The organism is Streptomyces sp., from assembly GCF_036524955.1.
Lineage (GTDB): Bacteria > Actinomycetota > Actinomycetes > Streptomycetales > Streptomycetaceae > Actinacidiphila.
On the sequence record NZ_DATDBG010000173.1, the window covers coordinates 16,863 to 31,009 of the forward strand.

A 14,147-nucleotide genomic window follows, 5' to 3' on the forward strand; every position below is an offset into this window, starting at 1 on the left:
GGGGTGGGTGGCCTTTCGGGCGCGGGGTCGGCGGGCGGTCAGGCGGTCAGGCGGAGGCGGGGAAGGCGTCCGGCGAGCGTGTCGGCGGTGTTGGCGGCACGGAGGATCCGGCCGATGACCTCGCTGGCGGTGGGCGGCTGCGTGGCGCCAGGCGGGGGTTCGGCCGCGTACCGCTCGATGTGCTCAATGTGGTCGGGCAGCGCCGTGGCCTGGTCGGAGGGCGGCTGGGTGTCGAGGCACGAGGACAGGAACGCGACAGCGTCCATGACGTGGGTGTTGGCGTGGATGAGCCGGAGGGAGGTGTTCTCGTCGTCGAGGAAGGCGTTGGGGGTGGCGCCGGTGACGGCGCGGTAGATCGCGGCGGTGATGCTGAGTCCGCCGCCGTCGAGGGCGAAGTTCGCGCCGGTCCAGAGCCCGAAGTACGTGAGGTTGTAGGCGGCGGCGCGCAGGGTGCGAGCGGTGTCGGGCATGGCTGTCTCCGGGCGCGGCGTGGCGGCGGGTTGGGGGGTGCCCGCCCGGCTCCGGGAGCTGGCCCTGGGGGCTGCTCGACCGGTGCCGGGCGGCGATCTACAGGTGGAGTTCGTGTTCGGCGGCGTACAGGGTGTGGCAGGCGTGGCCGTGGGGGTCGGGCTGGGTGCAGCGCCAGGCGCCGTCGGGGCCCTGGCGCATGTGCTGGGCGGAGCCGAGGGTCAGGCAGTCGTGGCACAGGGCGAGTTCGTGGCCGCAGGGGAGGTGCATGCCCAGGGTGTGGGCGGTGGTGGCGGAGATCGATGCCCGGTAGGTGGGGTCCGGGCATCCGTCGTCGCCGGTGGTGGCGCCGTCGGTGTCGATGCCGAGGTCGGCGAGGGTGCGGGCGGCCTGCTCGCGCTGAGCGGGGTTGAGGGCGAGGTAGTCCAGGCTGTGGGGCTGGTACGCGGTGGTGGCGGGTATGCGGGCGTGCGTGAGTACGGCCATGGTCAGCCTCGATTCGGGTACTCGGCGCGGCGGTTGGCCTGCGCTTTGTCGGCTTGACCACCCTAACTCTAAATAAGTACGCGCGCAATCATTTTCTCATCCGGGCATGAAGAAGGCCCCGACCCGGCGGGGAAAGCCGGGTCGGGGCCAGGTGGTGAGGGGTTAGCGGAGGGTCCGTTCGATGTGGTCGCGGTGGGCCACCAGGACATCGGACGCGCTGTAGTAGTAGGTCACACCGTGCCGTTCGCGTGGCGCTCCGGCGAGCCAGCGGGCGAGCTGCTTGGGCGTCACCGGGTGCCCGGTGTCTGACAGGAGGGCAACGCCCTCCTTGATCGTGATCAGGTCGCGGATCGGAGGATTGGTGGTGGCCACTTGGGCTCCCATCGGCGTGACGTGACCGGGCGGTCGCAGCTTCACCAGGCCGTGGGACGACTGTTCATTTGTGATCGTTCATCGAGCGATCTGGGATGTACACGTGCGTACGGGGTTGGACTACCGGACTGGGTGTCAGGTTGCAGCCCGGAACATCAAATCTTCTACGGCTTTCTCGGCGATCTGCTGGAGGTTGAACCGGCGCGGCCGGGCGCGCTCGTCGGAGTCGTACTTGGTGTTCATGCACACCGCGGCCCGCATAGCGGCAACCCACCTCAGCGAGAGGCAGTCGCACGACGGGCAGCGCTCGCGCCGGATCGCCGTGATGTCGTCGGCGCGCAGGGCGTGTTCGAGGGCCTGCCGGTAGACGATGGCCTCCCCCGCGCGGCGGGCGCCCTCGCTGAGTTGGGGGGCCTGCTGGGCCCACCAGGAGTAGACGGCCGCGTGCTCGGGGGGGACGGGCGGGGTCATGTCAGTGTTCGCCCGGGTGTGCTCGACCAGTTCGGCGTGGGAGGCGACCATGTGGTCGAGGATGCCGGGGTCGATGAGGGAGCCGGGGTTCGCCCGCCGGGTGCGGCCCGGCACCAGCACCGACCCCGTCCGCGGACGGGTCTGAGTGTCCGCCAGGTGCCGTACATTCGCGGCTGCGTACGCTGCGGCGGCGCTGGCGGTGTCTCCTGCGTTGCTCATGATGTCCCCATCCGCCAGTGCCCCGCGGCCTCGGGGCGCGGGAGTCCTGGAAGGGGGCTTGCGGGCGCACTCGGGACCGGAGACAGTCACTCCGGGTCGTTTCCGGACGCCCATCATGGCATGCGCGAACCCGTTCAGACACGGCTTGGCCGCATTCGGCGGCCAGGAAATCGTACGGTCACCGAAGGATGCGAGGGCGGTGACCTGTGTGTAGTCATGTGACGTGCGATACACCGCCAAGCGATGGTGCCGCCGGGGCTGGGTCCCTGACGGACACCACATGTGACGGTGTGTCACGTAGTCTCGGGCGTGTAGCCAACGTAGACATCGGGCGCCCAGCCGGCCTCGCTGAACATGCCGTCCAGCGTCTCGTGCTGCTGGGGGTCTAGGACGCCGGTGGCGAGCGCACCGTCGAGAATGGGCCGCACACTGTCCAGGGTCGTCCGGTAGGCCTCAGCGGTGTCCGGGTCCGCGAGCGACAGCCCGCGGCTGCGGAACTTCGACTGGATCAGGGTGGCCAGTTTCACCAAGTTCGGGTCGGGCAGCGCGGCGGCGAACTGGGGCATGGGTGCGCGCTCCTCGTCTGCGGTGTGGTGGTCGTGGTCTCCGGCCGGGACGGAACGGAGATAGGGGCGCCCTGGGGGCGCGAACGGTGATCCTGCCGCAGCGGACATCTCGGTCTCCACCCGGCTGGGAAGGGAGGGCCTGACCAGGATGCGGGTGCCGGGCGGCCCGAACCCTGGGGTGCCCACTGTGACACCCCAACGGGTCGGTGGCATGTGCGTGCGTAAGATTGGCGTCAACGTAACCCTCACGTGATGCGCTTTGGGCCGTATGTGACGCGTGATGCGGCGTATTGTGCCCGCCCCTGTGCCCCGGGTGTGCAGACCGCCCCCGCCGGGGGCCGGAGTTTTGCCGACAACGACCAGTGCCTGCGGGGGCGTGAGACCTCATGGGCACGCGGCCCGCGAGACGCGGTCAGCGTACCGTGCGACCTCCCCCCGCGGGTAGAGAACTGCCCGGTTGGCCCCACGCGGGGCAACGGGGTCCAGCATGGGCGGTGCTGCGAACCGCGTACTGGCCCGTGCCCCGGCGGCCCGCCCCGGTACCAGAGGCGACCAGAACGGGTCGGGGCCACACTGCCCCCGCGCCGTGCGGAGTGGAAGGGCTCGTTGCCAACAGTCACCCGATTGAGTGAAAGCCGTGTATGGGTTGACGGTTAGGACGCATCATTCCGTTCGGACCGGGGAAAAAGAGGTCGCCTTGTGCCCCCCGCTGCCGGGGGGCACACAGGTCAGCGGCGCCGCTTGTCCGACAGCGCCGGCAAGAACAACTCCAGGGCCGCGTCAAGGAACTCCGACCGGTTGGCGAACCCCTGCTGTGCCGCGAACTCGTCGTACCGGGCCAGTTCGGCCAGAGTCGGCCGGAACGACTGCTGCACCGTGTCCCGAGCACGCCCGCGCACCGTCTGGCGTCCGGCCGGGGCCTCGCCGAACAGGCCGTCCGGGTCGTCGTCCTCCTCGAACACCGGGGTCTGCCGGTGCCGTACGTACTCCCGCATCTGCTGCCACAGATCCTCACGGTAAGCGCGCAGGACCGCGCGCTTCACGACGACCGCGTTGGTGGGCTCCGCCCCTGCCTCGACCTTCTGCGCGAGCTGGTAGGCGGCGAACCGGTCCCGCACCGAGGCGGACACGTTGATGGTGCACTGCACCGCCCGCTGGTCCGCGGCCATGGGCGCGGGCGCGGAACGCACGCTGAGAGGTCGCAGGGGGCGCGGTTCGACGGGAGCGGGGGGAGGCGGTGCCGGGCGGTGAACCGGCTCCTCACGCACGGCCAGTTCGGCATAGCGCACCCCTGGCGGCGCGGGCGCGGGTTCCCCGGCCGGCGCGGGGTCCGGCTGGGCCGGGACCGTGAGCGGCGCGGGCTCGGCGGCCTGTTCCCCGGTGGCCGACTCCGGGGCAACGTCCGGGGCGGCCTCCCTGCCGACGGTTGGGGTCTCCGTCGCGGTCTGCTCGGACGGGGCGGGCGTCGGGCGGCGGGGGCGCCGTGGCCTGGAAGCGGCCCCGAATGCGGCTGCCAGGGCCCCGTCGTCGTCGACCAGGCCGCCGCGCCGCTCCTTGGCCTCGCTCACAGGTCCTCTCCTTCCGCGTCGTCGTCGTCGTTAAGGTCGTTCAGGGCTTGCGCTACCTCTATGGCCAGGGCCTGGTAGTCGGAGGCGAGCAGTTTCATCGACTTCAGGACGCCGGGGAACTCCTTCTCCAGCTCCTTGGCGCCCTCCCTGCTGGCTTCCTGCGGGACCCGGCCCATGCTCCGGGCGGCAACGGCGGCGGCCTCCACGTGCCGGATGGTCTGGGAGAACACGGGCGCAGCCTCCCGCAGATCGTTCTCCAGGCTCTTCTTGATGTTCTGCTGGACCTTCGTAGCGGAGGTGTTGGTGCCGAACAGCACCACCCCGAGAAGCCGCAAGTTGCTGTTGTAGGCGCTGGCCTCCGCGAAGCGGGCAGCAACCATCCTCAAGCCCTTGCGGGAACTGGGGTCGGACCGCGAGGGGACCAGCACCATGTCGCCGGCCGTCAGTGCCTGGAGCTGCAGGACGTCGGATCCCGGGGCGACGTCGAGGATGATCCAGTCGTAGTTGTCGCGGATCGGGTCGATGGCTGCGGCGTACATGCCCATCCATGAGTCGTCGCCGGTCTCCTTCGCGATGCGGCGCTGGCAGTACAGCTCCTCCACGATGTCGTCGAGGTGGTGGCCGCCCGGTACCACGTCCAGCTTCTTGCGCGCGGCGCCGGTCGGGACGAGCGGTTTGCCTTCGAGGATGGCAGCGGCCTGCGCGGCGCCCTTGTCGTCGAGTTCGTCGTCGCTGAAACCGAGGTCCTCGCCGTTGTTCCCCTGCTGGTCCATCTCGGCCAGCAGGACGCGGAACCCGGCCTTGGACAGGGCGTAAGCCAGCGCGGCCGAGAGGGATGATTTGCCCACGCCGCCCTTGCCGTTGACGACGACGAGGACTTTGCGTTCCAGAGCGCCACCTTCCATCGCGTCGTAACGGCGCTGGAGGGCGTGTCTCACCTCGTTCAACTCCACGAGGTCGAGCGGGACAGCGTGTGTGGGCATGGGAGGGCCTCCCTGTCAGCGGGGGTGCTTGTGCTGGGCACCGAGGCTACACAGCACCGCCCGTCGCGTTGCGGGGGCATACCGAAAGACGACCGCTGGGGCACTCAGTGGCGCGGGCAACACGCTGCAGTGACGCCCCGTAGGGGCCGGGACCACGGAGGCGGCTTCGTGCACGACGGCTAGGACGCTAGCCATCACGACGCCTAGCGTCATGCCTAGCACGCTTCCTAGCGCCACCCCTAGCGTGGCTCCCCCGGGCGAGGTCCGTGAGCCGGTGTCCACGACTCAGGCGGTACGGCCGAACACCCGGGGCACCGCAGGGGCACGCCCGGCCTTCTCCGCGCGGGCGAACGCACGGGCCCGCTCCTCGATGTCCGCCGCGCGGCGCGCGCGCTCAACGAGGTCCTCCTGGAAGGCGACGCCGTCGGCGAAATGCTCCTCGGGCTCGCGGAGGACCGGCACGTACGGCTGAACCTGCCCGGACTCGTCTCCCTGGGAGCGCTGCTCCTTGAGTGAGGCGAGGAGTTCGTGGGCGGCAATCAGCCCGGGGGAGGCGTCGGCGCGGGTCCTGAGCGGGAGATCGCCGGGCATCCTGGGAGCGGCCACGGGACGGTCCGTGGGCTCCGCGGCGCCGGTGTGCATGTGGGTGGGGCTGCCGGGCGGCAGGACCTTCACGGTGGCCACGGTCTCGGTGCCGGTGCGGGCGTTGAGCATGGCGGCCACCTGGCGGGCGGTCAGCCGCAGTTGCGTGGCTGCCGTGGTGGATACGGGCCGCAGGTAGAGGGTGCGGGTGTCCGGGTCGTACCGCTCCGGGGAGCCGAGGCGGGCGGCGTCGGGGGCGAGTTCCGCCCAGCGGATGACGATCTGGGCGCCTGCGGAGGGGCGGCGCCAGCCGAAGGTCTCGGCGAGCTGGTCGATGACGTTGCCGAGGCTCTGCGGGTCGCGGCCGGCGCCGAACGTGGCGCGGCGGCGGCCACGGCTGGCGGGGGTGCGCTTGGCGGGGGTGGTGCCGCGCTTGCGGGCCTCGGCGCGGGCGAGGTTGAGCATCATCCGGGCCAGGTCGGCGCCGGCCGGCTGAGGGTCGTCGGGCACGAGGTGCTCCTCGATGGGGGGTGGGTTACCAGCGGGCGGTGAACTGGACGCCGGAGGCGGTGAGGCTTTCAGCGAGGGAGACCAGGCGGCTCCCGTACAGGTCGAGGGCGTCGTCCACGCCGTGGTCGGTGATGTGGTCGGTGACGATCTGCGGGTCGTGCCAGGCATACTCGCGGGCCATGCCGCGGTCCTCATCGGTCCGCAGGGGCGTCTGGTTCAGGGCGGCTTCCATCTGCCGCAAGGCGTCCGCTTCGGCCCACGCCCGCCACTCGGAGTTGTCCATCGGCGCGGTGGCGGCGGCCGCCACGGACTCCTGGGCGGCCTGCTCGGCGAGCTGGGCGCGGATGTACGCGGCGGGCCGAGCGGGGCGCCACAGCAGCAGCCAGGAGTGGAGCTCGGCGGTGATGTCGTGGACGTCCATGCCCTGGTCGATCAGCGGACGCAGGGCGAACGCCAGGCGCCGGAGGTTCCGCTCGGACTGGGTCCAGTTGACCCGAGGCCGGACCTGGGCGGCGATCCGGCAGTCCCGGGCCACCTGCGCCGGGGAACGGCGGGGAGCTCCCGCGCTGCTGCTGCGCTTTCTGGTGGGGGAGGTCGATGCGGTTGGACGGCTCGCGCGCGAGGTGTAGTTCCAACCACCCTCTACCTTCATCTTTCTCTCTTCCTTCACCACGCTGAGGGAAGGGGGCGCATCGAGGTTTTCCACAGGGGAGTTGTCCACAGGCCCCGCGGTGTGCTCCACGACGATCCGCGCGGTGTACCCGGCGCCGACCAGCCGGTGGCCCATCGCGTGGTCGTACACGGGCGGGATCACCGCGGCGTACACGGTGGCCGTACCCGCGTACCCCGGCATACCCAGCGCACGGCGGATGTTCGTCCTCGTCCCGTGCACCAGCCAGGCCAGCGTCCCGAGCTCACGGAGCACCTTGATGTGCCGCTTCACGGTCGCCCGGTTGACGCCCAGGCGGGCCGCGGTCTCATCGAGGCAGTAGCGGACGTGCCCGGTGTCGTAGTCCATCCGCCCGGCGAGGTCCTCGGCGACCCGCTGCGTGGTGGCCCCGGCGCGGGGGTGCAGTCCCGCTGCGATGAGCCACACCACCGCCCGGAGCCACCGGCGCGGCCCGCTCCGCCGCGAAGCGGTGCGCTCGACCTCCTGCCCGGCGCCGACCACCAGCGGGACCGATCCCCCACTGTAGTCGCATGCACGTTCGAAATCCTGGCACGGGGTGCCATCCACGGGGGCGGAATTAGAGGGCAAAACGCCCACGGGGGCAGGGTCAGGCTGACAAAAGGGCATGCGGTACTGCAAGATGTCACCGTCCGTCTGACTCGCGTCGGGTGGGCGTACGAAAGGCCCTCGTCGTGAGATGGGGGTTCGGGATGAACCTGAATTGCCGGAGCGAAGCCGGGGTGGCACCCGGGTCACTCCAAGCGCTGAAAAGGCCGGCAAGCCTGATCAGCAGTACGGGCCGCGGGGTCCAGGTGTCGGCAAACACCTCGGACGGTGAGCGGCCAGGCGGTCGAGGAAGCCCCCGGCAAGGGGCTCGGATCTCCCGCCTATCGGCGCTACGTCTTCACCGTGATCCTCTCCATGAGGGGTTCGGTGTCGTCGGTCTCGAACAGCGATGCCTGCCGGTTCAGCGGCCGGTTCGGCCAGACGACTTCGGTTCCGCGCGGCACACCAACGCGGCCGCGGGAGTTCGTGGTGGCTCGGTGCATCGTGATCTCGATGCGGTCCCATCCCGCGTACAGCTCGTTGTAGAGCGGCGACGGGTAGCCGGACAGAAGGACGGTCCCGCGCACGGCGCGCAGGAAGTCGGCGAGGTCCCGATGGAACTCCTCGCTGTCGGCCTCCTGGGCGTAATCACGTCCGGACTGGCGGGTGTCGGCCAGGTACGGGGGGTCCAGGTAGAACGCCGCGTCGGGGGCGTCGTGCTGGGCGATGACGTCCCGGGCATCCCGGTTGTCGACCACCACAGCGTGCAGACGCTCGGCGATCTGGTCGAGGCGGTCAACCAGGCCGCGGGTGGCGGTGGCGTCCGTGTGCCGGGCCCTTATCCCGTTCGACCAGCCCGCCCGGCCGCCTGACCCGGCTGCGTTGTGGCCCTGGGTGGTGCGCACGAAGAAGCGCCGCGCGCGCTCCAGGTCGCTCAGGCCCGCAGCGGACAGGTCAGCAGCCAGGAATTCGTCCCTGGCGTACGGGGTCAGTCGCAGTGCGCGTACGAGCGCTTTCGGCTCGTCCCGCAGCGCCCGGAAGAAGGTGACGACGTTGCCGTCCAGGTCGTTGATGACCTCCACCGGGGAGGGCGGCTTCGCGAGCAGCACCGCGGCGGAACCGGCGAACGGCTCCACGTACACCCGGTGGTCGGGCAGCAGGTCTGCGAGGCGGCCGGCGAGCCGTCCCTTCGCGCCGAAGTAAGGGAAGGGCGGCCTCAGCCCGGGGGTCACCGCGTGCTCGGCTCTGCCAGAGTTCCGGCCGGCCCCGTCAGCGATGTGATCTTCACGCCGGAATGGCCGGTCTTAACGCGTGGCCCCCACGGGGACCGGGTACGCTTCTGCACGCTGACACCTTCGGCTGGAACTCGGAGTGTCGGCCCGGCCCCGCTCCCGGTGTTGACGCACCAGGGAAAGCAGCGGGGCCGTTCCTTTTGGACTTGTGCGGCCGGGAACCACGTCATGGACGGCTCTCCTGGCCTGGGCGACAGCCTAGCGACTTCTTGCACGGTGCGCCTCCATCCTTTCCGACCGTGTCGATCGTCGTACTGGTCATCAGATATGCAGCTCATCGCACCTCTTGGGACCCCGCTCCGCTTGTCCTCCAAAAAGCGCCAAGAAATAACGGGCGCCAGCGAGGCGGCCCCCTTGGAGCCAACTACGAGGCTCTTGCGAGCGGAAAAGAACAGGAACTCTCCTGGCCGGTCGGGCTGATGGGGATGATGCGGGCTTCCTTGGCGTTGTAGCTCGGTCGGTTGGTGCGGCCGACGGTCGCCGCCTTCGTGCAGGTGGTGCACCGGCAGCCGTAGTGCTTGTAGCGGGTTTCTCCGTGCGCGAGCTGGTCGATGCGGGCCTGTCGTCCGCAGGCGGCGGCGGTGTCGTCTGCTTCCCGGAACGCGTGGTCGGTGGCGCGGTGGTAGCGGATGGTGTTCGCGGCGACGCGGACGAGGGCGGCGGCGTCTTTCTGGGTGGCGCCGGCTGCGCGGGCTTCGAGGTATCGCTGCTGGGCGTCGGCGTTGAAGAGAGCGGGCCGGCCGCGTCCGCGGCTCGGGGCGGTCATGGCCGTTCCCGGTGTTGGTGGGTGTCGGCCGGGTGCGGCGGGGCGTCGGCGCCCGGGGTGCCCCCGAAGGGGGCCGTGCCGGCGCGGTCTTCGGGGTGCTGGAGGGTGGCGGCCATGCCGGTGTACCCGGCGTCCTCGAGGGCGGTACGGAGCCGGTCGAGGGTGTCCGGGTCCCACCGGCGGCCGGTGAGTTGCCCGGCGTAGTAGCCGACGGCGACACCGGCGTCCCACACGGGCCGCACGTGGGCGGGGTCGATGGTGGGGAAGAGGAGCTCGGGCAGGCGGTCGGGTCGGGCGACGTGCTCGAGCATGCCGCGGGTGATGAGCGAAGCCAGGGTGTCTGCGGTGCTGTGTGCGCGGCGGACCAGGGCACGGTCGGCGGTCGCCATGTCGTACCGGTCGGGCGGCTCGCCGTGGACCAGCTCGCCGGGGGCGGGAGTTGAGGGGCCGTCAGCCATCGGTGTCTTCTTCTTTCGGTGTGTCTCGGTTGCGGCCGGCCGCGGCGAGCGCTTGATCGACCACGGCGCAGGCCTGAGCCAGCACGTGCGCCTCCCGGGCGGCTTGCGCGGTCTCTTCGTGGGCGGCCCGTTCGAGGGCGGCGACGTCGCGCGCCCAGGCGTCCTGGTCCAGACGCGCCGCGACGCGCTCCCGGGTGAGAGCGCGTCGCAGGGCCCGGCACCGCCAGCAAGCGGCGAGCGCCCACGCGGCCGCAAGCGCCGCGCAGGGCAGGGCGTACAGCAACAGGGTTCACCGCCTCTCGTGTGGGTACGGACCGGTTCAGGCATCAGGCCGCGTCGCCGGGTTCCACTGCCCGGCCGGAGCGGCACGCCCACGGGGAGCAGCCGTCGGGGTCGCCTTCCTCCAACTCGATGTCGGCGATCTGGCCGAAGATGTCGGTCTGCTGCTTGCCCCACTCGTGGGCGGTGACCCGGTCGATCGGCGCCTGGTCGAGCGGGAGCCGGGAGCGGTGCAGATACGCCTCGCCGAGCAGGGGCTTGCCGTTGGCATTGCCGCGGCGGATCGATGCGTCGAAGGCGACCGCGTCCGCCCACTCCTCCGGATGCTTGTCCCGCATGCGCCGCCACTGGGCGTTGCCGTGGAACGGGCAGCCGATGCACGCGGACTTCGGGGTGGACTCGAAGCCCTGGGCGCGCAGGTAGCGCAGGCAGTCGTCCCGGGTCCAACCGGTCATTCCGTCCGCCCCCCCCGTGAGATCGAGCAGGGGGAACGCGTTGCGCATGTACTGCACGTCGGCGTCCCTGGCGCGGCCGAACTCGTCACGGCTGATGCCGATCCACTGCTCCACGAACAGGCCGCGCGGCACCGGCGTCGGGTGGGGGCAGCCAAGGAGTTCCCGGACCTTCGCCTTGATCGGCTTGACTTTGTACTCGTTCGAGCACTGGCGTCGTGTCATCCCGTCACCGCCGTCTTGGTTCTTGATGAACAGCGGCATAGACGCGAACCGGTGCTCCGGGTTGAGGGCGTCGTCGCGGATGTTCCCCGCCGAGACGCGGTAGATCGGTATGCCAGCGGGCCGGGCGACCTCGCGCTCCAGGCGATCGAGGTGGGCGTACACGGCGGCGGGTTCCCAGCCGGTGTCGGAGAAGATCGCGGCGTCCAGGCGCGGGAGGCGTCCCTCGGCTGCCAGGAGCAGCAGGGTGGTGGACTGCACGCCCGCCCCGAGGGACAGGATGCGCAGTGCGGCCGTGGTGGACATCAGGCCGCCACCGCCATCTCCGGCCGGGCGTACCGGTCGATTTCTTGGCCGGTGATGGCCTCGACGAGGGCGCAGAGGATGACCTCGGCGGCGTTCGGGGTGACGGCATTCCCGTACTGGCGGACTCGCTCCCGCTTGCTGCCGAGCACCACGTAGGTGTCGGCGAACGACATGGCGCGGCCGATCTCGTGGGGTTCGAGCATGCGGAACAGCACGTCTTCAATGGCGGGCTGCCCGGACACCAGCGCGTACCGGTCGCGGGTCGAGAGCGTCCCCACCGGCTCTGTCACCGGGCGGGCTGTGCCGTTGCCGTAGTACGGCACCAGCAGGTGCTCCCAGGTGACGAGGGACTGGTGGCCGGCGGTGGTCAGGGTGCGCAGCGGCTCGGCGGCCGAGGTGCAGTGCTCGCCCCCGGGCCCGCTGCGGCTGGAGTTGTTCCGCATGACCAGCGCGGGAATGTCCGGGGTGACCAGCCCGTGGTGGTTGCCGGAGGCGGTAACCGTCGCCAGGGAGTCCAGGGCGGAGCGGGCCACGCTGCCGCCGCCGCGCAGTTCGGCGATGAACGGCAGCCACGCCAGCCCGGTCTCGTTCCGCGCGGTCTGCGTGCGCAGCGGGTCATTCGCGCTGCTGGCCTCCTTGCCGTCGCGGCCCTCCACGGGCACCAGCAGCGGCGGTATCGCCAGGCCGTCGTTTTCCCGCGTGGTGCGGGTCGGCATCGGCTCCGACGCGGAGGTGGCCTCGTTCCGCCACGTGCCGCCTGCGGGCACCACCAGCGGCTGGGCGAACTTCTTGAGGCCGGCCTCGATCCGAGCGAGGGTCTTGGGCGCGAGTGGCTTGGCCCGGTCGCCGATGCGCTGGCCGGGCAGGGACCAGTCGATCGCTACTGCGGCTGGGAGGACGGACGGCTCCACGATCTGGTTGCGGCACGCCGTGTTGGGGCAGCGGTAGACGTACTGCTGCCGGTGGCGGCCCATGTCCGCGCCCGGGTTCTTGAAGACCTGCACCGCCCGCACCCACGCCCCGCATCCGGGGCACCAGGCGCGCGGCCGGAGCCACTTGTCCCAGTCCGGCAGGCGCCCGATCGACTCGTGGATGTAGCCCATGTAGAACCGGTCCCGGGACTGGCAGCCCTCCGCGGTCGCGCGCGGGTCGGCGTGCATCGAGTTCAAGGCGATGATCCGCGTGCGGTAGCCCAGCTTGTGGAACTCCTCCCGCCACCGGTCGAACTGGTCCCACGCACGGACGTCGATGACGTTCTCGACGACCCCGGCCTTGACCAGGCCGCCGCGCGCCTGGACTCCGCGCAGGTACAGCGGCACCTCCTCCATCAGCGCCCTGGAGCGCTCGACCTCCTCCGGCGGCGCGAACATCTCGCCGAACAGGTCGCCCTGCAGGCTGGTGTCGAAATCCCGCTTCTTGCCGCGCGCGTTCGACCACTGCGGGCATTCCGGCGAGGCCCAGAAGATGTCGGTGACGGGCCACTTCTCGACGGGGGCTTCGCGGATGTCGCCGCGGTAGTGGTCCACGGTGGGGAAGTTCGCGGCGTGGGACTCGATGGCGCGCTGCCAGTGGTTGGCGGCGCGCTCGACGCGGACGCCGGGGACGGCGTGGGCGCCCTGGCTGCTGCCGCCAGCGCCGCAGAACCAGTCCATGACGGTGAGGGCGTCGTTGTCGTTGCGGTAGCCCATCAGGCGGCCCTCCCCGGGGCGTCATTGGTGGTGGCGTCCTTGAGTTCGCCCAGGCGGCGGTCGAGGAGCATCTCGAAGCGCATCCAGGCGCCGTTCCACTCCGGGGGGCCCTCGACGTTGTGGTCCAGGAGCCCGAGGCGGCCGACCTCGGTGAGGTCCTGCTCCAGCAGGAAGGGTTTCTCCCAGTGCAGGCGGACCCGTTCGGTCATCTTGCGGAGGATCTCGTCCTCCCCGGTGGCGGCACCGGTGTCCGGGTCGCTGTGGTCGGGTTCGTCCTGGTGGGGGGCGTCGGGGGCTTCGCCGGGGGCGGGCATGCCGGTGTCCTGGCTGCCCTCGGCGGATTGGCCGCTGGTCTGCTGCGCGGGAGGCTGCTGCGGTCCGGCGGGCGGTTGTTCAAGTTCCGCGATCCGGCGGGCGAGCATCGGGCCGAAGGTGACCACGTCGTTCCCGGCAGGGATGAGCGACTCGGCGAACTCCTCCTGCGTGGCCATCTCCAGCAGCTCGCGGAGCTTGTCCAGGCGCCCCCAGTTGGTGCGGGCCCAGCCGGTGAGCTGGGCCAGGCGGAAGCTGTCGGCTTCGGGGAAGCCGGGCGGGCGGCGGGCGTTGTCCCGGTCGCGGCGCCCGGACGCTTTCCACAGGTCCAGGCCCATCCCGAAGCGCATCCCGGCGTTGCGGATCGCGTTGCCGATGAGCTCCTTGGTGGCGCTGGTGCCGCGCAGCTTGCTGCGGGTGTCGCCGTAGCCCAGGCGGCTCACCCCGGCGACCGTGAGGCGGATCCACAGGCCGCCCTTCTCGTCCACCAGCGGCAGCCCGGCCCGGTCGGAGGCCAGAGGCTCCCAGCCCCAGAACGGGTCGGCGTCCAGGAGACGGTCGGTGGCCTCGGCGTGGTCGACGAACCGCAGGTCCGTGTGCGCGACGGTGATGATCTGCCCGCACTCGGGGCACTCGACCGGGTAGTGGGATCCGCAGACCCCGCCGTTTGCGTTCTCGCACGCGGTGCAGTCGATTTCCGGGCGGGTGGAGATCTGCTCCTGCGTGAAAGGCTCCCGGAGTCGCTTGAGCGCCTCCTGCTGCTGATCGCGGGTGTATCCGTGGGTGCCGGATCCGGCGGGAGCGGGCCGGTTTGGGGTGTGCGAGGTCGGGCCGCCCGCGTGTGCGGGGGCCTCGGTGGCGGTCGCCATGAGGTCTCCAGGTATGGGGTTGTCGTACGGCCGGACGGCGGGGGCTGGTTGTCGGCGTCCAG

At 71.0% G+C, this 14,147-nt stretch carries 16 protein-coding genes; all 16 read right to left on the minus strand.

Features of this window, described 5'->3' with window-relative positions; all coding sequences use genetic code 11:
- Positions 1-38: 38 nt before the first annotated feature.
- Complete coding sequence (locus tag VIW71_RS13730) at positions 39-470, minus strand: hypothetical protein (RefSeq protein WP_331622453.1); 432 nt, start codon at positions 468-470, stop codon at positions 39-41.
- A 97-nt stretch (positions 471-567) separates the two neighbouring features.
- A complete protein-coding gene (locus VIW71_RS13735) occupies positions 568-954 on the minus strand; it encodes a hypothetical protein (RefSeq protein WP_331622454.1) in 387 nt (128 codons plus the stop codon).
- 162 nt (positions 955-1,116) lie between these two features.
- Positions 1,117-1,338, minus strand: coding sequence for a hypothetical protein (locus tag VIW71_RS13740; RefSeq protein WP_331622455.1), 222 nt, complete (start codon positions 1,336-1,338; stop codon positions 1,117-1,119).
- Between the two features lie 123 nt (positions 1,339-1,461).
- Positions 1,462-2,016, minus strand: coding sequence for a hypothetical protein (locus tag VIW71_RS13745; protein WP_331622456.1), 555 nt, complete (start codon positions 2,014-2,016; stop codon positions 1,462-1,464).
- Positions 2,017-2,309: 293 nt separating this feature from the next.
- Complete coding sequence (locus VIW71_RS13750; RefSeq protein ID WP_331622457.1) at positions 2,310-2,690, minus strand: hypothetical protein; 381 nt, start codon at positions 2,688-2,690, stop codon at positions 2,310-2,312.
- Positions 2,691-3,310: 620 nt separating this feature from the next.
- Positions 3,311-4,150 (minus strand): hypothetical protein, encoded by an 840-nt coding sequence (locus tag VIW71_RS13755; RefSeq protein WP_331622460.1) that lies wholly within the window; start codon positions 4,148-4,150, stop codon positions 3,311-3,313.
- Positions 4,147-5,133, minus strand: a complete 987-nt coding sequence (locus VIW71_RS13760) for a ParA family protein (protein ID WP_331622462.1) — start codon at positions 5,131-5,133, stop codon at positions 4,147-4,149. The genes VIW71_RS13755 and VIW71_RS13760 overlap by 4 nt, the downstream gene beginning before the upstream one ends.
- 285 nt (positions 5,134-5,418) lie before the next feature.
- On the minus strand, positions 5,419-6,225 hold the full coding sequence (locus VIW71_RS13765) for a DciA family protein (RefSeq protein ID WP_331622463.1): 807 nt from the start codon (positions 6,223-6,225) through the stop codon (positions 5,419-5,421).
- A 25-nt stretch (positions 6,226-6,250) separates the two neighbouring features.
- Complete coding sequence (locus VIW71_RS13770) at positions 6,251-7,324, minus strand: cell wall protein (protein WP_331622464.1); 1,074 nt, start codon at positions 7,322-7,324, stop codon at positions 6,251-6,253.
- A 467-nt stretch (positions 7,325-7,791) separates the two neighbouring features.
- Positions 7,792-8,673, minus strand: a complete 882-nt coding sequence (locus VIW71_RS13775) for a DNA adenine methylase (protein WP_331622465.1) — start codon at positions 8,671-8,673, stop codon at positions 7,792-7,794.
- Positions 8,674-9,097: 424 nt separating this feature from the next.
- On the minus strand, positions 9,098-9,499 hold the full coding sequence (locus tag VIW71_RS13780) for a hypothetical protein (protein WP_331622466.1): 402 nt from the start codon (positions 9,497-9,499) through the stop codon (positions 9,098-9,100).
- On the minus strand, positions 9,496-9,957 hold the full coding sequence (locus VIW71_RS13785; RefSeq protein WP_331622467.1) for a hypothetical protein: 462 nt from the start codon (positions 9,955-9,957) through the stop codon (positions 9,496-9,498). Before VIW71_RS13785 ends, VIW71_RS13780 begins: the two co-directional genes overlap by 4 nt.
- Complete coding sequence (locus tag VIW71_RS13790) at positions 9,950-10,240, minus strand: hypothetical protein (protein ID WP_331622468.1); 291 nt, start codon at positions 10,238-10,240, stop codon at positions 9,950-9,952. The genes VIW71_RS13785 and VIW71_RS13790 overlap by 8 nt, the downstream gene beginning before the upstream one ends.
- A 43-nt stretch (positions 10,241-10,283) precedes the next feature.
- Positions 10,284-11,216 carry a hypothetical protein gene (locus VIW71_RS13795; RefSeq protein WP_331622469.1) on the minus strand — a complete coding sequence of 311 codons (933 nt, stop codon included), beginning with the start codon at positions 11,214-11,216 and terminating at the stop codon, positions 10,284-10,286.
- Positions 11,216-12,904, minus strand: coding sequence for a DNA cytosine methyltransferase (locus tag VIW71_RS13800; RefSeq protein ID WP_331622470.1), 1,689 nt, complete (start codon positions 12,902-12,904; stop codon positions 11,216-11,218). Before VIW71_RS13800 ends, VIW71_RS13795 begins: the two co-directional genes overlap by 1 nt.
- On the minus strand, positions 12,904-14,085 hold the full coding sequence (locus VIW71_RS13805) for a hypothetical protein (RefSeq protein ID WP_331622471.1): 1,182 nt from the start codon (positions 14,083-14,085) through the stop codon (positions 12,904-12,906). The genes VIW71_RS13800 and VIW71_RS13805 overlap by 1 nt, the downstream gene beginning before the upstream one ends.
- Positions 14,086-14,147 lie beyond the last annotated feature (62 nt).